This is a genomic window from Nocardioides montaniterrae (genome assembly GCF_054782655.1).
The window spans coordinates 1-20767 of sequence record NZ_BAAGSB010000019.1; the positions used below are offsets into that span (position 1 = coordinate 1).

17 protein-coding genes are annotated in these 20767 nt (G+C 71.0%); 5 read left to right on the forward strand and 12 right to left on the reverse strand.

Features of this window, described 5'->3' with window-relative positions; all coding sequences use genetic code 11:
- Positions 1-171: 171 nt before the first annotated feature.
- Genes ACYVJ3_RS16375 through ACYVJ3_RS16385 form a run of 3 tightly spaced genes read right to left on the reverse strand, consistent with a single transcriptional unit; the run spans position 172 to position 3370 of the window.
- Entirely contained in the window at positions 172-1200 is a 1029-nt protein-coding gene (locus ACYVJ3_RS16375) for a poly-gamma-glutamate biosynthesis protein PgsC/CapC (protein ID WP_460854146.1), read from the reverse strand.
- Positions 1197-2519, reverse strand: coding sequence for a poly-gamma-glutamate synthase PgsB (pgsB, locus tag ACYVJ3_RS16380; protein WP_460854147.1), 1323 nt, complete (start codon positions 2517-2519; stop codon positions 1197-1199). Before pgsB ends, ACYVJ3_RS16375 begins: the two co-directional genes overlap by 4 nt.
- Positions 2516-3370, reverse strand: a complete 855-nt coding sequence (locus ACYVJ3_RS16385) for a hypothetical protein (RefSeq protein ID WP_460854148.1) — start codon at positions 3368-3370, stop codon at positions 2516-2518. Before ACYVJ3_RS16385 ends, pgsB begins: the two co-directional genes overlap by 4 nt.
- Before the next feature lie 267 nt (positions 3371-3637).
- Here ACYVJ3_RS16385 and ACYVJ3_RS16390 point away from each other — a divergent pair, with 267 nt between their 5' ends.
- Positions 3638-5710 carry a CapA family protein gene (locus ACYVJ3_RS16390; protein WP_460854149.1) on the forward strand — a complete coding sequence of 691 codons (2073 nt, stop codon included), beginning with the start codon at positions 3638-3640 and terminating at the stop codon, positions 5708-5710.
- A gap of 4 nt (positions 5711-5714) precedes the next feature.
- On the opposite strand, the gene ACYVJ3_RS16395 is transcribed toward ACYVJ3_RS16390, so the two are convergent.
- The 3 genes from ACYVJ3_RS16395 to ACYVJ3_RS16405 form a co-directional block, all read right to left on the reverse strand.
- A complete protein-coding gene (locus ACYVJ3_RS16395) occupies positions 5715-6659 on the reverse strand; it encodes a C40 family peptidase (protein ID WP_460854150.1) in 945 nt (314 codons plus the stop codon).
- A gap of 101 nt (positions 6660-6760) precedes the next feature.
- Positions 6761-7684 (reverse strand): C40 family peptidase, encoded by a 924-nt coding sequence (locus ACYVJ3_RS16400; protein WP_460854151.1) that lies wholly within the window; start codon positions 7682-7684, stop codon positions 6761-6763.
- Positions 7685-7866: 182 nt separating this feature from the next.
- Positions 7867-8997: a hypothetical protein gene (locus ACYVJ3_RS16405; RefSeq protein WP_460854152.1), complete on the reverse strand. Its 1131-nt coding sequence runs from the start codon at positions 8995-8997 to the stop codon at positions 7867-7869.
- 132 nt (positions 8998-9129) lie between these two features.
- On the opposite strand from ACYVJ3_RS16405, the gene ACYVJ3_RS16410 reads away from it, so the two are divergent.
- Positions 9130-10551, forward strand: a complete 1422-nt coding sequence (locus ACYVJ3_RS16410; RefSeq protein ID WP_460854153.1) for an amidase — start codon at positions 9130-9132, stop codon at positions 10549-10551.
- A gap of 81 nt (positions 10552-10632) precedes the next feature.
- Here ACYVJ3_RS16410 and bioD read toward each other — a convergent pair whose 3' ends face one another.
- The 4 genes from bioD to bioB are packed head-to-tail and all read right to left on the reverse strand — an operon-like array spanning position 10633 to position 15026.
- Positions 10633-11328, reverse strand: coding sequence for a dethiobiotin synthase (gene bioD, locus ACYVJ3_RS16415; protein WP_460854154.1), 696 nt, complete (start codon positions 11326-11328; stop codon positions 10633-10635).
- The gene (locus ACYVJ3_RS16420; RefSeq protein WP_460854155.1) at positions 11325-12476 is read right to left on the reverse strand and encodes an 8-amino-7-oxononanoate synthase; all 1152 of its coding nucleotides are present in this window, start codon (positions 12474-12476) and stop codon (positions 11325-11327) included. Before ACYVJ3_RS16420 ends, bioD begins: the two co-directional genes overlap by 4 nt.
- The gene (bioA, locus tag ACYVJ3_RS16425; protein WP_460854156.1) at positions 12473-13762 is read right to left on the reverse strand and encodes an adenosylmethionine--8-amino-7-oxononanoate transaminase; all 1290 of its coding nucleotides are present in this window, start codon (positions 13760-13762) and stop codon (positions 12473-12475) included. The genes ACYVJ3_RS16420 and bioA overlap by 4 nt, the downstream gene beginning before the upstream one ends.
- A 43-nt stretch (positions 13763-13805) precedes the next feature.
- Positions 13806-15026, reverse strand: coding sequence for a biotin synthase BioB (gene bioB / locus ACYVJ3_RS16430; RefSeq protein WP_460854157.1), 1221 nt, complete (start codon positions 15024-15026; stop codon positions 13806-13808).
- Positions 15027-15146: 120 nt separating this feature from the next.
- On the opposite strand from bioB, the gene ACYVJ3_RS16435 reads away from it, so the two are divergent.
- Positions 15147-16445 carry a COG4705 family protein gene (locus ACYVJ3_RS16435; RefSeq protein ID WP_460854158.1) on the forward strand — a complete coding sequence of 433 codons (1299 nt, stop codon included), beginning with the start codon at positions 15147-15149 and terminating at the stop codon, positions 16443-16445.
- A gap of 49 nt (positions 16446-16494) precedes the next feature.
- Here ACYVJ3_RS16435 and ACYVJ3_RS16440 read toward each other — a convergent pair whose 3' ends face one another.
- Both ACYVJ3_RS16440 and ACYVJ3_RS16445 read right to left on the reverse strand, forming a co-directional pair.
- Positions 16495-17790, reverse strand: coding sequence for a sensor histidine kinase (locus ACYVJ3_RS16440; RefSeq protein ID WP_460854159.1), 1296 nt, complete (start codon positions 17788-17790; stop codon positions 16495-16497).
- The gene (locus tag ACYVJ3_RS16445; protein WP_460854160.1) at positions 17787-18467 is read right to left on the reverse strand and encodes a response regulator transcription factor; all 681 of its coding nucleotides are present in this window, start codon (positions 18465-18467) and stop codon (positions 17787-17789) included. Before ACYVJ3_RS16445 ends, ACYVJ3_RS16440 begins: the two co-directional genes overlap by 4 nt.
- 39 nt (positions 18468-18506) lie before the next feature.
- Here ACYVJ3_RS16445 and ACYVJ3_RS16450 point away from each other — a divergent pair, with 39 nt between their 5' ends.
- On the forward strand, positions 18507-19046 hold the full coding sequence (locus tag ACYVJ3_RS16450) for a TetR family transcriptional regulator (RefSeq protein WP_460854161.1): 540 nt from the start codon (positions 18507-18509) through the stop codon (positions 19044-19046).
- Between the two features lie 37 nt (positions 19047-19083).
- A complete protein-coding gene (zwf, locus tag ACYVJ3_RS16455) occupies positions 19084-20529 on the forward strand; it encodes a glucose-6-phosphate dehydrogenase (protein ID WP_460854162.1) in 1446 nt (481 codons plus the stop codon).
- Positions 20530-20767: the final 238 nt, after the last annotated feature.

Below are 20767 nucleotides of genomic sequence, written 5' to 3' on the forward strand. Positions count from 1 at the left end.
GCGAACTATTGCCCCTCATCCGAGAAGCACTAGGCGACACGGCACCAGCGCCCGACATCCACATTGCCGCTTGACGATCTATAGGAGCTTCAGGCCCGCCACGGAGTACCCGTCATCCACAGGCCGAGCCCCAAGAACTGGCCCGGGATGTGACGCGAGTGCCGCGAGTGCTCAGTGCAGCGAGTTGAAGACCCCGACCGCAGCGAGCCCGGCCCCGACCACGTTCATCACGCCGTAGACCCCTGCGGTGTTGATCGCCAGGCCCCAGCCGGTCCGCTCCCAGCCCTGCCGCTGCACGTCGTTCGCGATGAGCGCGGGCAGCATCATCGTCATGATGGTCAGTCCGCGGCCGGGCTCGTAGAGGCCGTCGGAGAAGTACCGGCACAGCAGCTCCGCGCTCCACCCCAGCAGCGTCCCGAACAGCACCATCGTGGAGAGCTTGCGCCGGCCGAACAGCAGCAGGCGCGGCATCAGCAGCTTCACCACGACCAGCCAGGTGAGGAACGCGACGACGAGCAGGAACAGCAGGTCGGGCCAGCGCGGCAGCAGGAAGGCGACGTACGCCGCGGTGATGAAGCCGCCGGAGCGCAGGCCGAGCTTCTCGAAGATGTACATGCCCATCAGCACGCCCATCGCGATCGCCTCGAGCATCAGCCGGCGGTCGTAGCCGATCACCGACGCCAGCACCCGCTGCGGCTCGACGGTCGCGCCGGTGACCTCGAGCAGCTTGATGTAGACGATCAGGAACAGGCCCAGGATGCCCGTGGTCGCGCTGATCGCGATGACCGTGCGCGAGGGCCCCTGGCGCGACATGTCGTGCGCGATGATGCCGGGGATCAGGAAGCCGATCGTGTTCACCATGATGTCGATGTCGGCGAGGTTCCACACCAGCGCCCGCACGACGATCACCGTGCCGATGATGGCCAGTCCGATCAGCACCTCGACCTCGAACTTGCGGCGTCCGTAGAGGATGCGCCGCTTCGCGATGCCCTTGTTGACGATCGCCCACGTCAGCAGGCCGGCGAGCACCGTCGAGACCACGCTGATCGGCGCCTGCAGGGCCAGGGCGAGGTACGCCGGCACGATCGCGCCGCCGGTCGTCAGCTGCATGCGCTCGTAGAACAGCACCGAGATGACCACGCCCATGACGAGCACGACCCGGACGACGTCGGGGGAGTAGAGGTAGGGGTTGTTGCTCACGACGCGTCCTCCGTCGTACGCCGACGTGCGCCGCTCCAGCGCAGCCGTGCCCGGGAGGCCGGCTGGCGGGCGGGGTCGCGGCTGGCGAGGAGCTCGTCGAGGTGGTCCTCCCCGTCCTCCTCGGCGAAGTGGTGCATGAGCGCCTCGGCCTGCTCGGTGTGGATGTTGACCATGCCGACCAGCACGCCCTCCTCGCCGGGGATCATCGCGGCGATGGCGTCGAGGATCTGGTCGAGGTCCGGCTTCACGCTGTCGCCCATGCGGTGCACGGTCGAGCGGTCCACGCCGCCGGCCAGGATCTGTGCCTCGACGGTGTCCTCGTACGCGCCGAACAGCACGGTGTGGTCCAGGAAGGGCTTGAGATCGCTGCCGGCCATCTCCGCGAACAGCTCGGCCCGACGGCCGCGGTCGAGGCGGTTGTTGAGCACGCCGATGATGGTCGCGTTGGCCGGCCACTGGGCGATCAGCGTCTCCAGGGTGAGCACCACGCTCTCGCGGTCGTTGGCCGCGAACATCGGCACCCAGGTGACCTTCTTGCCCCGGATGTCGTAGGTCTTGAGCCGCACGACACCGATGTCGGGCACGGACTTCCACATGCCCTCGATCGCCCGGCGGCGCGAGATGCCGAGTTCCTCGGCGATGGCCAGGCCGATGGCGACGTTCGACTTGAACTGCAGGTAGTCGAAGCCGCGCATGTCCTCGTCGCGCACGGTCGCCGGGTCGGCGTACAGGAAGCGACTGCCGCGCGCGGCGGCGTGCTCGGCGAGGCGGGCGCGCAGGTGCGGGCGGTCCTCGGCGGTGATCAGCAGTCCGCCCCGCGGGGTGGTCACGGCCATCGAGTCGGCGATCTCCTCGAGGGTCTCGCCCATCTCGTCCTGGTGGTCCTCGCGGACGTTGGTGATGATCGTGATGTCCGAGCGCACGATGTGCTCCTGGGAGAACTCCTGGTAGAGCGGCCGGACCGCCATGCACTCCATCACCAGCGCCTCGGTGTGCTCGGTGACGTGCTCCTTGACGATGTCGACCTGCTCGTTGATCGTCGGCGCACCCAGCCGGTGGATCCGGTCCTCCTCGCCGAGCGGGCCGATCACCCGTGCGGCGCTCCCGGTCGTCTTGGCGACCGTCACGAATCCGCCCTCACGCAGCACGGCGGCCACCAGACGCGTGACGGTGCTCTTGCCGCGGATGCCGTTGACGTGGACGCGAACGTCCAGGCCACGCATCCGCTTCTCGTGGGCACGCAGCGAGAGCCACCAGTACCCCACGAGGAGCACCGCGACGATCCAGAGGACCGTGATGCTGAGGACCGCGCCGGTCACGCCTCCGACCAGGCCAGCGCGACCCGGTCGACCCGGGTGGCGTCCAGCATGGTCTCCGGGCTGAGGGCCTCGTCGTCGGTCAGGTCGGTGATGCCGACGTACACGGTGGCGACGTCGCCGACGTGGCGGCGTACGCCGGTCGTGCGGTCGTTGAAGGTGACCTCGCGCGCGAGCATGAGGACCGACTCGAGCACGTCGGCGGCGGCGTCCATGGAGCTCTCCGGCAGGATCACGCCGATCTCGTCGTGCTCGGTCACGAACGGGATGTCGGTCGTGCGGAGCTCGGCCTCCATCACGCGGGCCACGGCACGACGGGCGCGCCGCATGTCCTCGGCGTCCATGTCCTCGGTGAAGTCGACGTGGACGAGCGCGGTCGCGAGCGGCCGGTCGTGCAGCTCGGCGCGAGCCATCTCCTCCTCGAGACGCAACGCGGCGTCGTCGTGGTCGAGCAGCCCGAGCGAGCCCTCGGCGGGCAGCACCTTCTCGACCGCCTCGCGGGCGATCCGGCGGCGGCCGCGACGGATGTTCTCGGTGGTGGTGCCGGCCGCGACGCCCAGGAGCATCAGCAGCCCGACGCAGGCCGCCACGGCGGCGAAGGTCTCGGCGTGCACGTGCGGGAACAGTCGGTCCAGGCCGACCATCACGGCGGCCGCGGCCAGGCCGGCGACGATGCCGCCGAAGGCGTCGGTCAGCGTGGCGACGAGCAGCACGAGCAGCACGAGCGCGATGAAGACGTACGCCGGCAGCGACTGCTGCGTGGCGGCGACCCAGATCAGCGAGCTGGTGACCAGCACGGTGGTGAGCAGCGGGGTGTGGACATCAGTCCAGGCCGAGGTCATGCGACTCCACATGGCGCTCACCTCCCTTGAACCGCACGATCGCCAGCGCCCACAGCGCAGCGAATGCGACCAAGGCGCACACGCCTTGGATGAGCGCAGAGCTCACCGACATTCGTCATCCCCCCAGATGAATTTTCCCGATTTCCGTTCGGCGGTGCTGATGGTTGAGACTCAGCGGCGTCCGACCGGTGGCTCGAATGCTAGCTGTCAGTTACCAACCGGAAGCTAATCGGCTCGATGTGATCCGGGCCACAACGATGATCTGGGGGGATCTTCGCTATGCGGCGCTGGCTGCCACTGCTCGTTCTCGTGCTCGCCGTACCGCTCGCCGTCGTGGCGTTGGCGGCCACGAAGAGGTCGGCCCCGGTGGGGCAGCGCCCGCTCGGGAGCGACATCGTCCGCACCCGGGTCGTCGTCGCCGGGACCGGTCGTGTCGTCGCGGGTGCGAAGGTCCGGATCCGCGGCATCACGCGCTCGACGGACGCCGCCGGCGAGGTCGACCTGAGCTCGGACTCCCCGACGCTGGCGTCGATCAGCGCCGACGGCTACCTGCCGCGCGTCGTCGCGATGGCGCCCGACGCCGAGACGACCGTCGAGCTCACGCCCCGCAGGCGCAACTCGCTCTCGATCCGCTTCGCCGGCGACACGATGATGGGTCGCCGCTTCTACACCGGCGCGGCGGGCTCCTCCTCCAACGACGGCGCCAACGACGGCACCAACCTCGCGTCCGGACCCGACCAGGGCCCGCTGCTCCACGTCGGTGACGGCGTGGCACCGCACGCCCGCGTCCTGCAGCAGATCGCGCCGCTGCTCGGCGACGCCGACGTCACGGCCGTCAACCTGGAGACCCCGCTGCTGGCCACGCCGTACGTGCCCGGCAAGCGGCCTCCCGGGGTGAGCAAGGACAAGACGCTCGCGTTCGCCAGCAGCACCTCGCTCGCGGACGCGCTCGCGCAGAGCGGCGTCGACGTCGTCTCGCTGAGCAACAACCACGTGTACGACGCCGGCGAGGCCGGCCTGCGCTCCACGATCAAGGCCCTCGACGCGGCCGGCGTCGTCCACTACGGCGCGGGCAGCACGGTCGAGCAGGCGTGGCGGCCGGCGTACGTCGACGTCGGCAAGCAGACGGTCGCCTTCATCGGCTGCACGACGGTCGCCGGCGACCAGTACGTCCAGCACTACGTCGCCGGACCGACCCAGGGCGGCGCCGCGCGTTGTGACAAGGGCCGGCTCAAGCGCGCCCTGAAGGATGCCACGCGCAAGGCCGACGTCGTGGTCTTCGAGCTGCACGGCGGCGTCGAGTACGTCCGCAAGCAGACCAGGCTCACGGACCTCTACAACACGATCGCCGCCCACGCCGGCGCCTCGGTCATCGTGGACGGCCACCCCCACGTCGTCGGCGGCATCACCCACATCGGGCACGTGCCGGTGCTGGAGAGCTACGGCAACCTGGTCTTCGACCAGGACCTGTGGGAGCCGCTGCTTTCCTACTCGATGCGCGTCGACCTCGACGGCGGCAAGCCGGTCCACACGACCCTCGACCCGTTCGCGATCGAGAACTACCGACCCGTGCCCGTGGTCGGTGGCCCGGCCGATGCGGCAGCCCGGATCGCGGGTGACATCGCCAAGCCCGACGTACGGCTCGGTGACGGCGGGGCGCTCGCGCCGACCGGTCGGCCGGTGACCACATCGCTGTCCGGGAAGGCAGGCGAGGTCGCCGGCCTTCCGGTGGGGTCGGAGATCTCCACCCTGCCGGCGGGCATGCGGGCCGGGACCGACCTGCTGTGGGGGACCGGCTCGATGGAGGACCTCGACACCGACCCGGACTCCGGGACCGGCCTGCTGTGGGCGCTCGGCATGTTCGCCGAGGTCAAGGACGACTCGGCCTGCCACGGCACCTGGGGCCTGCGGCTGCAGCGCAGCCCGGTCAGCCGCAAGGACGTCGTCTCCGCGCCGCTCCACCGCATCGCCGTCGTGCCCGGCAGCCAGCTGTCCTTCGTCGCCGACATCAAGCACGCGTCCGCGGGCGCCGTCCTGGAGCTGCACTGGTACGGCAGCTCGGCCGGCTCCAGCCTGGACGCGCTGCGCTACCCGATCCCGCAGAAGTCGATCCACTCCGGATGCACGACGTTCCGGGTCGACGTGAAGGTGCCGAAGAAGATCCTCTACGTGCAGCCGTGGCTGCGGGTCCACCCGCCGCACGACATCATCTACTCGCGCGAGCTCATGATCGACGACCTCAAGCTGGTGCAGTGGGAGAAGCCGGGTGTCGCCATGAACCGCGACGACGTCGTCGACTTCGGCCACGGCGGCACGGTCGCGCTGTCCGAGCCGGCCCACGCCACGCGCTGATGCCTCAGATGCGGCGGGCCTCGCGGAACGCGCTGGCGTAGTAGCCGCGTCCGGTGAGCACCGACGATCCGCCGATGTCGCTCATCGTGGGACCGTCGACGGTCCGGCGCGAGGAGATGAACCGGGGCAGGCCCGAGCTGTCGATCCCGAGGTAGATCCCGACGTGGTCGATGACGCCGGAGTCGATCGGGTCGGCGTCGAAGAAGAGCAGGTCGCCGGGCCGGACGCCCCTGGGCGCGACCTCGGCGCCGGTGTCGCGCACGATCACCCGGCCCGGTCCGCCACCGGCCATCTCGGCCGCGGAGCGCGGGAGGCTGCGCCCGTCCGGGGCCTGGGACAGCGGGAACCCGTGGCGGTAGCCGAGGACCATCCGCACGAAGCCGGAGCAGTCCAGCGAGAGGCGCTGATCGAGCTCGGGGGAGTCCACGAGGGCGCCGTACGTCCAGGGCACGCCGAGGTAGTCGTTGAAGTCGCTGCCGGCCGCGCGCGTGAGGTCCGGCAGCAGTGGGCCGTACGCCGCGTCGCCGGCGACCTGCAGGCCGTCGCGGTGGATCGCCGGGCGCTGGGCGACGTACTGGAAAGCGGTCTGCAGGACGTCGGGTGCGGTGCTGCGGAGCTGGCGGGTCAGCCAGCTGCGGGGGACCGTGCCGTTGAACGGCCGGGGCAGCAGCCGCACGCGGAGCCGGTCGGTGACGGTGGCCGGGACGAGCGGCTCGGTGAGGGTGCGTCGGCCGCCGCGGAGGGTGACGGTGCGCGAGCCCCTGGTGAACGTCGCGAGCCAGCCGTGCGCGTCGCGGACCGTCGTCAGGGCGCCGGCGGTGCGGACCCGGATCACGGCGCTCGCCGGTGGCGGTGCGATCAGGACACCGGACGCGAGCACCACCGTGAGCACGCAGGTCCATGCCGTCCGCCGCTGTGCGCGCTCGAGCGCGCCTCCCCCCAGAGCCATGGGCACGATCCTGGCGGGACCGACGGGTGGTCGGGGAGGGGCGGACGGTCGCTGTCCGCTGGTCCCTTGGGGCTACTCGGAGGCGTGCGTGCCGCGAACCCTCAGAGGCGGCGCGCCTCGCGGTAGGCCTTGGCGTAGAAGCCGGTGCCCGTCAGCACCGACGAGCCGGCGACGTCGGAGATCGTCGGGCCGTTCACGGTCTTGCGCGAGGAGATGAACCGCGGCCGGCCGGCGCTGTCGATGCCGAGGTAGATGCCGACGTGGTCGATCGCCGTTCCGTCGTCGGTGGAGGCGTCGAAGAAGACCAGGTCGCCCGGGCGCACGCCCGTGGTGGTCGCCTGGGTGCCCTTGTTCGCCACGATCACGTTGCCGGGGGCGCCGCCGCTGGCCATCTCGACCGCGCGCCGGGGGAGGTCCGTGCCGTCGACGCTCAGCGACAGCGGGAAGCCGCCGCGGTAGCCGAAGACCATCCGCACGAAGCCCGAGCAGTCCACCGAGCGGAACTGGTCGGACTCGGGGGAGTCCTTGGTCGCGCCGTACGTCCAGGTGAGGCCGAGGTAGTCGTTGAAGTCGCTGCCCTCCTGGCGCGTCCCGTCCGACTGCACCGGGCCGTACGCCGCGTCGCCGGCGATCTGCAGGCCGTCGCTGTTGGTGATCGGCGCGGCGCCCGCGACGTACTGGAAGGCGGTGTCGAGGAGGTCGGGGGAGGTGTCGACCTTCTCCTTGGCCAGCCAGGTCTGGTCGACGGTGCCGTTGAACGGCGCTGGCAGGAGGCGTACGTCGACGTTCGTGGTGACCGTCGGCGTGACGTTCGGCTCGGAGAACGTGCGACTCGTGCCGCGGATCGTGACCGTGCGCGACCCCTGGGTGAAGGTCGCCACCCAGCCCTTCGCGTCGCTGATCGTCGTGATGCTCCCCTGGGGTGTCGAGGCGGAGCACGCACCGAGCACCGGGACGGCGACGACGAGCGAGGCGGCGAGGACCGCGGTGGTCAGGGTCTTGGTCATGAGCAGCAACAGGCGCACTGGATTTCCTATCCGTGAACCCCCCAGAGCTGCATCGTGGGGCCCGCGAACAGGCGGTGGGAAGTGCTGTTGCGCCTTTCTGGTCGAGTGCTTGCCGGGGACGGTCCGTTGGCGCTATGCGCGCCGCGAACGTACGTCGGGCAACCTGCAACGAACCTGACCGGGGCGGGTCGGGCGCGGGCTCACCTGCGTCGGGCGCGCTCCTCGACGGTGCCGGCGTCGCCCCGCTTGCGGGCGTTGACCACCACGCTCACGAGGGCGCCGAGCAGGACGACGCCGAAGACGACGTACGGCCAGAACTCCTGGTCCCCGTTGGAGATCGTGTTGTCCGCCGCCTTGCCGCTGATCAGCTGGTCGGACGGCGGGACCACCTGGAGACCGTCGGCGGTCGTCGATCGGGTGATGTCGCTGGTGCGGTCGGTGCGCTTCTTGCTGAGCCTGACGTGGAACTCCGTGCGGAACTCGACGCCGCCGTTCGGCTTCACCGGCCGCATGCTGGCCTTGTACGTCAGGCGGACCAGGCCGCCGGCCGGGACCGAGCCCGCGTCCACGCGCAGGCCCTTCGGCGTGCAGTGGACCTTCGCGCCGTACGGGCTCTTGCCGGCGACGCCGCCCTGCGAGTCCAGGGAGACGAAGGTGACCGTGAGCGTGCGGCAGCTGATCAGCTCGTTGCCGGGCATCTTCTGGATGAACAGAGCCTTCGGGAACGGGCCCTCGGGGCTGTCGAGGTTCCACAGCAGGCAGTCGTGGCCCTTGGTCCGGCACTCGTCGTGCAGCCGGGTGAAGTCGCCCCACAGGTTGGCCAGCTCGCGGATCGGGCCCTGGGCCTTGCGGACCAGCACCTTGTCGACCCAGCGCCTCGTGCCGGACGTGTAGGTCAGCGGTACGTCGTGGCCGGCGACCGTGTCGGAGCGGAACTGGCTCTCGAGGTGGGTGACCGCGCACGTCCCCGGCTTCGGGGTGACGGTCAGGGTCTGCACGACCTTGGCGTCGTTGATCGTGCGGGCGACCGCGATCGGGTGCTTGCGGGTGTCGAAGACCTCGAACCGGGGGCGGAACGCCTGCACCTGGGCGGGCAGCGTCACGGTGAAGTGGTCGCCCTTGGCCATGCCGGCAGTGGTGCACCAGCGGATCGTCGTCTTGATGGTGTCCCACCAGTCGACGCCCGCGGCCGTCGTGCCGACCGCGACGACCGGGTAGATCTCCTGCGGCCGGTGTGGCCGCTGTGCCTGCGCCGGTGCTGCCGTGACGGCGAGCAGGGCCGTCAGCAGCGCGGTGACGACGAGCGCGAGCAGGCGTGCGGCGTACTTCATGATTCCCCCCAGAATCCGCGGCGACCCGACACCTTCGGGGTCGCCGACGGCGACATCGTGCCCGGTCGCGGGGGCGTCGCGCGAATCGGGCGCGCTGCCTGGGAGGAGGTGCGGGTCGATAACGTCGTGCCCATGGCTGAGCTGCACGACCTGACCGCGCTGGAGCAGGGAGCGGCGATCCGCTCCGGGGAGATCAGCCCGGTCGAGCTGACCGAGCACTACCTCGCGCGGGCCGCGACGTTGCCGGACGCGTTGGTGGACGGGGCTTTCGCGTTCCTCGATCCCGACGCCGCTCGGGCGCGGGCGCGTGAGGTGGCCGCGGTCGGGCCGACCGGACCGGCGTACCCGCTGGGCGGTGTGCCGACCGCGATCAAGGACCTCAACCTGACGCGCGGGGTGCCGACCGCCTTCGGCTCCACGGTGTACGCCGGCTACGTGCCCGAGGTCTCCGACGCCGTGGCGCTGGCGATGGAGTCGGCGGGGATGGTCTCGCTCGGGAAGACCTCGACGCCGGAGTTCGGCTCGCCCTGCTACACAGAGCCCGAGGGTCGGCCGCCGGCGGTGACGCCGTGGGACCTCGGTCGGATGGCGGGCGGGTCGTCCGGCGGCGCCGCGTCGGCGGTGGCCGCGGGCCTGGTGTCGGTCGCGCAGGGCTCGGACGGCGGCGGCTCGATCCGCATCCCCGCCTCCTGCTGCGGGCTGGTCGGGCTCAAGCCGTCACGCGGACGGATCTCCGGCTTCCCGACGTACGGCGACCCGATCGGCCTGTCCACCTCCGGCTCGATCGCGCGGACGGTGCGCGACGCGGCCGCGCTGCTCGACGTGCTCGCCGGACGGCGCGCGGGGGACCCGTCGTGGGCGCCTGCTCCCGGTGGCTCGTTCCTGTCGGCGTGCGACCGCGAGCCGGGCCGGTTGCGGATCGCGCGGATCAAGGACCCCATCATCGCCTCGGCTCCCGTCCACCCGGAGGTGTCGGCGGCGCTGGAGTCCGCGACCTCGCTGCTGGTGAGGCTGGGGCACTCGGTCGAGCCGTTCGCGTCGCCGCTGCCGATGGAGGCCGTGGAGACCTTCGAGACCTGCTGGGCGGTGCTCACCGCGCTGTCGACCGCCTCGCTCTCGGCCGCCGACCGCGCGCTGCTGCGGCCGCTGACCCGCTGGTTGGGCGAGCGCGGTGAGGCGGTCTCCGGGCCCGAGCTCGGCCTGGCGATCGGGCAGCTGCGGCGGTACGCCGCCGATGCCCTCTCCGCGCTGTACCCCTACGACGCGGTGCTGACCCCGACCCTCGCCCAGCCGCCGTTGCCCGTCGGAGCGCTGCGCGACGACGCCGATCCGGCCGCCGACTTCGAGGCCCAGAAGGCCTTCACGCCGTGGACCTCGGCCTGGAACGTCACCGGCATGCCGGCGATCACCCTGCCGCTGTCGGTCTCCTCCGACGGCCTGCCGATCGGCATCATGCTCGCCGCGCGCCCGGCCGAGGAAGAGCTGCTGCTCTCCCTGTCGGCGCAGGTCGAGGCGGCCGCTCCGTGGAGGGACCGCAAGCCGGCGCTCTGGTGAGCCTGGTGTGCAGGTTTCCCAAGGGATGCAGGGAAACCTGCACTCCCCAAAGGTTGTATCGCCGGGGAGGTGCAGGTTCGGCTACATACCTTGGGAAACCTGCAGCCAGCCAGGGGCGCCCATCCGGAACGACAGCCGCTCGCGGGCGCCGGCACCCTCGGGGATGACGCCGAGGAGGCGTACGCCGGTGACGCGTGAGAGCTCCTCGCGGTTGGTCTGCTCGGCCAGGTCGGGCCGGCGGGGCCAGGAGCCGATGACGATGCCGTGCGGCTCGATCCCGGCGGCGCGCAGGGCACCGACGGTGAGGGCGCTGTGGTTGAGGGTGCCGAGCCCGGCACGGGCGACGACGACCACGTCGATCTGCGCCTCGGGCATCGAGTCGCGCAGCGCGAGGGTGAGGTCGAGCAGCGTGGCGCCGTCCTCGTCGAGGTGGACGAGCAGGCCGCCGGCGCCCTCGACGATGACGGTGTCGAAGTCGTTGGCGAGGCGGCGGACGTACGCCGCGTGCACCTTGACTGGCGGGATCCGCACCCCCTGGCGCCGGGCGGCCACGTCGGGTGCGAGCGGGTCGTCGAGGCGGGTGAGCTCCTGGGCCGGCGTACCGGTGAGGCGGGTGACCGCGGCCGCGTCGGACTCCTCGCTCGAGTCGGCCGGGATGCCGGTCTGGACAGGCTTGACCACGACCGTGCGGCCCTCGGAGACGCTGGCGAGCGCGGCCGTGGCGATGGTCTTGCCGACGCCCGTGTCGGTCCCGGTGACGACGATGACGCGGGTCATGCCTGCTCCTTCACGATGGTGGTGATGGCCTCGACGGCCTGGCGCCACTGCGGCTCGGGTACGCCGGCGTTGACCGTGATCCGCAGCCGGCTGATGCCGTCGGGGACCGAGGGCGGGCGGAAGCAGGCGACGCGGAGGCCGACGTCCCGGCAGGCGGCCTGCGCGGCCAGCGCCGCCTGGGGCGAGGGCATCGGCACCGACAGCACGGCGCCGTCGGGCGGTACGACGCCGAGCGCGTCGGCGAGCTCGCGGACCCGGGCCAGCACGCGCTGGCCGAGGGCTGGGTCGGCGCGCGCGATCCGGAGGGCCTCGAGCGCGCCGGCGGCCGGCGCCGGGGCGAGGCCGGTGTCGAAGATGAAGGGCCGGGCCGTGTTGACGAGGTGCTCGCGCAGGGCCTTGTTGCCGAGGACCGCGCCGCCCTGCGCGCCGAGTGCCTTGGACAGGGTGGCGGTGACGACGACGTGGGGGAGTCCGGCGAGGCCGAGCTCGGAGACCAGGCCTGCTCCGTGCACGCCGACGCCGTGGGCCTCGTCGACCACCAGCAGCGCACCGGCCTGGACGCAGAGATCGGCGAGCTCGGTCAGTGGCGCCGCGTCGCCGAGGACGGAGTAGATCGACTCGACGACGACGAGGGTGCGTGGTCCCGTGCCGGTCGCGTCGCGACCTCCCCGTCCACCTCCCCGTCCACCGAGCGCCTCGCGCACCGCGTCGACGTCGTTGTGCGGCACCACGGTGACCGCGCCGCGTGACAGCCGGATCGCGTCGACCAGCGAGGCGTGGACGTGGGCGTCGGAGATGATCCGGGCCGTCCGGTCGGCCAGGGCCGTGATCAGGCCGAGGTTCGCGTGGTAGCCCGTGGAGAACACGAGTGCCGCGTCATGACCGGTCCACGCGGCGAGCTCGTCCTCCAGCGCCGCGTGCAGGTCGAGGGTGCCGGTGACGAGGCGCGATGCGCCCGCGCCGGCGCCGTACGTCTCGGCCGCGCGCGCCGCAGCGGACCGCACCCGGGGGTCGCGCGCCAGGCCGAGGTAGTCGTTCCCGGCGAGGTCGATCGTGTCGTCGTCAGGGGTGCGAGCGTTCAGGGCCCGCGTGAGTCCGAGGGATGCGCGCTGCGCAGCCTGCTCCGCCAGCCAGTCGTACCAGCTCATCCGGCCGCCACCGCCGCCGTGATGCCCTCGACGAGGGTGGTCAGCTCGGCGTCGGAGGCGACGTACGGCGGCATCGCGTAGACCAGGTCGCGGAACGGCCGCAGCCACACGCCCTTGCCCAGCGCGGCGGCGGTCGCCGCGGCCACGTCGACGTCGTGGTCGAGCTGGACGACGCCGACCGCGCCGATGGTGCGCACGTCCTTCACCCCGGGCACGTCCCGCAGGGGAGCGAGGCCGGTGGTGAGGCGGGCGTTGATCCGGCGTACGTCGTCGCGCCAGTCGCGCGCCAGCAGCAGGTCGATCGAGGCCGATGCCACCGCGCACGCGAGCGGGTTGCCCATGAACGTCGGACCGTGCATGAGCACCCCGGACTCGGACGCCGAGATCCCGGTCGCCACGCGGTCGGTGGTCAGGACCGCCGCCAGCGACAGGTAGCCGCCGGTCAGCGCCTTGCCGACGCACAGCACGTCGGGCCGCACGAGCTCGGAGACGAACAGGTGGCCGGTCCGGCCGAAGCCGGTCGCGATCTCGTCGAAGACCAGCAGCAGGTCGTGCTCGTCGGCGACCTCACGCATCACCCGCAGGCAGTCGGCGGGGTAGGGATGCATTCCGCCCGCACCCTGCAGCAGCGGCTCGACGATGATCCCGGCGAGGCTCGAGGCGTGCTCCGCGGCCGTACGCCGGAACGCGGCCTCCCAGGCGGCGAGCTCGGCGGTAGGAATCACCGGTTCACCGGTGATTCCTGAACTTCCACCCCGTTGCAATGGGGTGGAAGTGCAGGAACTGATGAGAGCTCGTGACGCAAGTGGCGGCTGGGGCGCGAACACCTGGTCGGGCAGCACCCCACGCCACATCGCGTGCATGCCGCCGTCGGGGTCGGTCACGGACATCGGGTGGAACGTGTCGCCGTGGTAGCCGCCGGCCACCGTGAGCATCCGCCGGCGCTCGGGACGGCCCCTGCCGCGCTGCCACTGCAGCACCATCTTGATCGCGACCTCGACCGACACCGAGCCGGAATCAGCCAGGAAGACACGGTCAAGACCAGAGGGTGTGATCGCCACCAGCCGCCGGCCGAGCTCGATCGCCGGGGCGTGCGTCAACCCGCCGAACATGACGTGGCTGAAGTCGCCCACCTGAGCGACGACGGCGGCGTCGAGCTCCGGGACGGCGTACCCGTGGATCGCCGCCCACCACGACGACATGCCGTCCACGACCCACTTCCCGTCGACGCACAGCCGCGCGCCCGACGCGCCCGTCACGGGCCGCACCGGCGCCGGCGCGGTCATCGAGGTGTACGGGTGCCAGAGATGGTCCCGGTCGAAGGCGAGATCAGGCGTTGGCGGCAACTTCGGTCCCAGCGCCGCGGCGTCGGATGACCGGCTTCTTCGGGTCGACGGGCTCCGCGGAGAGCTCGGCGGCCTTGGCCTCCGGGTTGAGCGCGGTGCAGCCGCCACAGCCGTCACCGCAGGCCGAGCCGGCCGAGGAGCCGCAGGGCGTGGTCGCGGCGGCGTGCTCGTGACCGCCCCGAGGAGCGTTGAGGACCTCGTCGAAGGTGCCGTCGTTGAAGGCGTTCTCCTGGCCGAGGATGACGAAGCCGTTGTCGCGGATCATCTCGAGGTCGTCGCGCGCGTCCTGGCCGGTCGAGGTGAGGTAGTCGCCGAGGAAGATCGAGTTGGCGACGTGCAGGGCCTGGCCCTGCAGCGAGCGCAGGTGCATCTCGCGGCCGCCGGCGATCCGGATCTCCTTGTCGGGGCACACGAAGCGCGCCATCGCCAGGATCTTCAGGCAGCGCTGGGGCGAGAGCTCCCAGGTGTTCTCGTACGGCGTGCCGTCGAACGGCATCAGGAAGTTGACCGGGATCGAGTCGGACCCGAGGCCTTTCAGTGCGAAGAGCGCCTCGACCAGCTGCTCGTCGGTCTCGCCGAGGCCGGCGATGAGGCCCGAGCACGGCGAGAGACCCGCCGACTTGGCCTTGCCGATGGTGTCGACGCGGTCCTCGTAGGTGTGCGTCTGGACGATGTTGTCGTGGTTGGACTCGGCCGTGTTGATGTTGTGGTTGTAAGCGTCCACGCCGGCGGCCTTGAGCTTCTCGGCCTGGCCGTCCTTGAGCAGCCCGAGGCAGGCGCAGACCTCCACGCCGGCGTACTCGTCCTTCAGCGCCTCGGTCATCTCGACGACCTTGTCGATGTCCTTGTCGGACGGGCCACGGCCGGAGGAGACCATGCAGACGCGGGAGGCGCCGCCCTTGAGGCCGGCACCGGCCTGGGCGATCGCGTCGTCCTTGGAGAGGTAGGAGTACTTGAGGATGTCGGCCTCGGAGCCGCGTGCCTGGCTGCAGTAGTTGCAGTTCTCGGGACACAGGCCGGACTTGAGGTTGACCAGGTAGTTGACCTTCACCGTGTTGGCGAAGTGCTCGCGACGCAGCTTGCCCGCGGCCGCCACGATCGACATCAGCTCGAAGTCGGGGGCTTGCAGGACGGACAGCGCGTCCTCGGGGGTCGCGTCGCCGCCGGCGAGGATCTTGTCGGCGAGTACGTCGAACGCGGTCATGGGTTCTCCTCCGGAGGCTGCTACCTGAACGGTGTTCAGGATAGGCGCTGCGGAACCTACTCGCGAGTCCGGGTTCAACCGGTCAGGTTGCTGGCAGGAAGCGGGCGCCACCCTGCTCCCATGACCAACATCGCCACCGCAGCCAAGGACGGCGCCAGGACCGCCGGCGGGACCATGCTGAACAAGGTCCCCGAGGTCACTCTCTGGTTCTGGCTCATCAAGATCCTGTGCACGACCGTCGGTGAGAGCTTCGCCGACTACATCAACGAGACGCTCGGCTTCGGCCTGGCCAACACCATGCTGCTGTTCACCGCGATCTTCATCGTCGCGCTGACCTGGCAGATGAAGACCAAGCGCTACCAGCCCTTCCCCTACTGGCTGACCGTCGTGGTCGTCAGCGTGGCCGGCACGCTCTACACCGACATGGGCACCGACCAGATCGGCATCCCCCTGTGGATCAGCTCCACCGTGTTCGCGGTGCTGCTCACCGCGGTCTTCGGTGTCTGGTGGATGCGTGAGCGCACGCTCTCGATCCACAGCATCAACACCCGCTCGCGCGAGTCCTGGTACTGGCTGACCGTCCTGGTCACCTTCGCCCTCGGCACCGCCACCGGCGACTGGACCCTCGAGCTCACCAACTGGCTGCCCGTGCAGTCGATCTTCCTGCCGCTCGGCCTGATCGTCTCGATCGCCGCGCTGTGGAAGTGGGGCGCCAACCCGGTGCTGTCGTTCTGGCTGGCGTACATCCTGACCCGCCCGCTCGGCGCCAACATCGGCGACGCCCTCGCCTCGCCCAAGGTCGCCCCGGCCGGTCAGCCCGTCGGCCTCGGCCTCGGCACGCTGTGGACCAGCCTGATCTTCCTCGGCGCGATCCTCGCCACGGTCATCTACCTGGCGATCAGCCGCTCCGATGTCTCCGAGGTGTACGACGCCACGCACGAGCCGGTCGTCACGACCAACCCCCGCAAGGAGAAGTTCGCGGCCATCGGCTTCGTCATCGTCGCCGCGATCGCCGGTTCGGTCATGTACTGGGGCCACCAGCAGCCGCACGCCACCTGCGACCCGACGGGCGCCAGCGAGACCATGCCGGCCTGCCCGAAGCCGAAGTTCAACGCCAGCCAGACCCAGGCTGCCGTCGCGAAGTACGTCGGTCTGACCAAGAAGGCCATCGCCCAGGACAAGGCAGGATCCGGCACCGCCGCCCACGCCACCGTCCAGCAGATGCGCGACGACTGGGACGGCGACTCGACCTCGCTCACCGCGGTGAACCCCAAGACCTGGCACACGCTCGACGACCAGATGGACGCCGTGCTGAAGACGTTCGCCATCGACCACGGCAGTATCGCGCCGGCCGCCCCGGTGGAGCAGGAGAAGCAGCTCGGCGTACTGCTCAAGGACCTGCAGACGCAGAAGTTCTAGCTCGTTGGTTGAGTAGGCACGAGCGCCAGCGAGTGCCGTATCGAAACCATCAGGCCCGCGGGAGCCGCACCACGAAGGCGGCCCCGCGGGCCTGCTCGTCCTCGGCGAGGAGCACGTCGCCACCGACGCTGCGGGCGATCCGGCGGGCCAGCGACAGGCCCAGGCCGGAGCGTCCGGGCACCGCGCCCGGCCGGAACAGGATCTCGGGGTCGCTCACGCCGGGGCCGTCGTCGGTGACCAGGAAGTCGACGTGGTCGCCCGACGGCACCACGGTGACGCGGGCGGACGGCGCGATCCGGGCAGCGTTGTCGAGGACCGGCGCCAGGGCGCGCGTCGCGACCGCAAGAGGTACGGCGAGCACGATCCCCTCCTCGGCATCGGTCTCGATCTGCGGGTGGGCGTGCAGCGCCTCCTCGAGCAGGTCTCCGACGGTGCAGGTACCGGTCGCCGCGTGGGTCCGGGCCAGGTCGAGCAGGACCGTGATCGTCGCCGCCATGCCGCGCGTGGAGCGCTGGATCTCGGTGACGTCGGACCGCAGCTGGTCGTCGAGGTCCTCGCGCATCGCCATCAGGTCGGCGGTGCCCTGGAGCGAGGTCAGCGGCGTGCGCAGCTCGTGGGCGAGCTCGGCCGTCAGCCGCTGCTCGGTGCGGATCGCGTGCCCGACCTTGTCGAGCAGCCCGTCGAGCGTGTGCGCGAGCGCACGGATCTCGTCGGTCGGCGGACCGAGGTCGAAGCGCCGGTCGAGGTCGTGCTCGCTCCACTCCTCGGCGGTGCGTGCCATGTCGGCGACGGGGGAGAGGGCGCGGTGGCTGATCCACGCGGCGACGGCGACGGTGAGCATGACGATCAGGACGCCGGCCGCGATGGACACCTCCAGCGCTTGGGTCTCCTGGTGCTCGTACGGCGCCAGCGGCTCGACCACCACCACGGTTCCGCGCGCTCCGCTCGGCGTGTGGATGGGTTGGGCGTGCAGCGCGTAGCTGTCGGTGCTGTGGCTCTTCGGCCGGCGGCTGTGCGCCAGCGCGAGGAACTCGGCCCGCAGCGACGGCGGCTCGGAGCCCGCGACCGGCCGGCCCCTCGCGTCGTACACGACGACGCCGGGGTCCACCCCGCGGCTGGGGACGTTCAGGCGATCGCCGGGCGTGGCCGCGTCGACCAGCGCGACCACGGCGTCGGAACGGTCCTCGATGACCCGCTCGACCGTGCGGTCGGTGTTGCTGGCCAGGATCAGCTGCGCCACCAGCGCGAGTGTGGCTGCCACGAGCGCCGCGCCGCCGCCCGCGAGGAGGATCAGCCGGCGCCGGAAGCCGCGCAGGTCGGTGAGGTCGAGCTGACCGGTCCTCATCGCTCGCGCGCCGCGAGCTTGAAGCCGATCCCGCGCACGGTCTCGATCTCGACGGGGGCCTCGATCGCGTCCAGCTTGCGGCGGATCCGGCGGATGAACGAGTCGATGGTGTTCTCGCTGACCATCGCGCCGTCCGGCCACCCGGCGGCGACGACGGCGCGCCGGCGTACGACGGCCCCCGGCTGGGACGTGATCGCGGCGAGCATCCGGAACTCGGTCGGGGTCAGGGGGGCCGTGCCGCCGGCGGCATGGGCGCTGTGGGCGACCGGGTCGAGCGTCAGCTCGCTCGCGGCGACCGGAGCGGCGGCCTCTCGTCCGCGCCGGGCCAGCGCCTCGACCCGCACCAGGATCTCCTTGATCTCGAACGGCTTCACGACGTAGTCGTCCGCGCCGGCGGCGTACGCCCCGAGCAGGTCGTGGGTCGAGTCGAGCGCGGTCAGGAACAGCACGGGCGTGCGCTGGCCGCCCGAGCGCAGCGCCTGGACGACGTCGCGGCCGTCCGCGTCGGGGAGCCCGATGTCCATGACGATCACGTCGAGGTCCGCGTCGGTGTCGAGCAGCCGCAGCGCCTCGTCGCCGGTGTGGGCCGCCACGACCTTGTGGCCGGCGCCGCCGAGCGCGCGGGAGAGGACGCCGCGGATCGCCGGGTCGTCCTCGCAGATCCCGATCCTCAGCACGCGCCTATCATTCCAACTCCGCGATGAGGGGAGGGCGCTGTGCGCCATCGACGCGCCGACGTGATCGACCGCGCGGTCGCCGTGCTCGACGAGCACGGGCTGGCGGAGCTGTCGATGCGGCGCCTGGCCGGCGAGCTCGGCGTACGTGCTTCTGCGCTGTACCACCACGTCGCCAACAAGGAGGAGCTCCTCGCGGCGGTGGCCGACGAGGTCCTCGAGCGCGGCCGGCAGGCCTCCGAGATCGTCACCTGGGAGTCCGAGCTGCGGCTCGCCTGTGTCGAGCTGCGCGGCGCGATGCTCGCTCACCGCGACGGTGCCGCCCTCATCTCGCAGGTGTACGCCGCCGGCGGCGCGCGAGCGCCCGAGGTCCGGATGACAGGGGCGCTGTCGCGGGCCGGCGCCTCGCCCGAGCTGGCCCGGGTGGGTGCGCGCACGCTGGTGCGCTTCGTGCTCGGCCACGTCGCCGACGACCAGGCGCGGGCGGGCAGCGATGCTGGGACGGCCGACGAATTTGCGGTAGGACTGGGCCTGATCCTGGACGGGCTGGACCGAAGGTTCACCCGTGGCTCAGGTGGATGACTTGTTGCGGCGCGACGCAGGAGGCAGTGTGGAGAACATGGCGGACAAGCCGGAGAAGTCCCTGAAGCCCGTGACCGTGGTGCTCTTCGGAGCGACCGGAGACCTGGCCCGACGCAAGCTGCTGCCCGGTCTGCTGCACCTGTTCGAGACCGGCCTGATGCGCGACCTGCGCATCGTCGGCACCTCGCTCGACGACCACACGACCGAGTCGTTCGTGGAGTTCGTGCACCAGGCCGTCTCGGAGTTCTCCGGCGACGACGGCGACATGAACGCCTGGACCGAGTTCGCCAAGGTCCTGCACTGGGCGCCCGGGGCCGAGGGTGCCGCGGGCCTCAAGTCGGCGGTCGAGAAGGTCGAGTCGGACTGGAAGGGCGAGGTCGTGCGCCTCGTCTACATGAGCGTCCCGCCGAAGGCCGCGCTGCCGGTGCTGCACACCCTCGAGGAGGCCGACCTCGTCAAGGGCAGCCGGGTGATCATGGAGAAGCCGTTCGGCGTCGACCTCGAGAGCGCGAAGAAGCTCAACGCCGAGCTGCACAAGGTCCTCGACGAGGAGCAGATCTACCGGATCGACCACTTCCTCGGGAAGGAGGCGGCGCAGAACATCCTGGCGTTCCGCTTCGCCAACGGTCTGTTCGAGCCGATCTGGCACCGCAACAACATCGACCACATCCAGATCGACATCCCCGAGGACCTCGGGCTCGACCAGCGCGCGAACTTCTACGAGTCGACCGGTGCGTTCAAGGACATGGTCGTCACGCACCTGTTCCAGGTGCTCGCCTTCACGGCGATGGAGCCGCCGACGTCGCTGTCGCCGCAGGCCATCAACGACGAGAAGGACAAGGTCTTCCGCTCGATGCTGCCGCTGGACCCGGCCAACGTGGTCCGCGGCCAGTACCACGGCTACCGCGACATCGAGGGCGTCGCGAAGGACTCCGACACCGAGACGTTCGTGGCCCTGAAGTGCTTCGTCGACAACTGGCGCTGGGCGGGTGTGCCGTTCTACCTCCGCACCGGCAAGCGGATGGCCGAGGGCGCGCGGATCATCTCGATCGCCTTCAAGGAGCCCCCGCGCTCGATGTTCCCGAAGAACTCCGGCGTCGGCGACCACGGCCCTGACCACCTGACCTTCGACCTGGCCGACGAGGCACGGATGTCGCTGTCGTTCTACGGCAAGCGGCCGGGTCCGGGGATGAAGCTCGACAAGCTGTCCATGCAGTTCAACATGCAGGACACAGGCTGGGCGGGCTCGGTCCTGGAGGCCTACGAGCGGTTGATCTACGACGCCGCCCGCGGCGACAAGACGCTGTTCACCTCCGCGACCGGCATCGAGCGGCTCTGGGAGGTCTCGGCGCCGCTGCTGGAGAACCCGCCGATCGTCCGGTCCTACCGCCAGGGCAGCTGGGGTCCCAACCAGATCCACCAGCTGATCGCGCCGTACGCCTGGCGGCTGCCGTTCGAGCGGTCCTGGCGCGACGCGCACTGAGGGGGACATGTTCGTCGCGTACTCCGGTCGGCCGCTCGACAACTCCCTGCGCCAGGTCGTCGACGTAGGGGCGTTGCGGTGAGGCTGGCTGTTCTCGGCGACTGTGGCGGCCGCGCGTAGCGCGCCGCTCCCCGCCGACGTTCCTATGGTCTGTCAAGTGGTGATCGGGCCGTGTTCGAGTAGTCGGTAGAGGTCGCGGGCGATGTAGCGCTTCAGGCAGCGCTTGATCTCCCGGTTC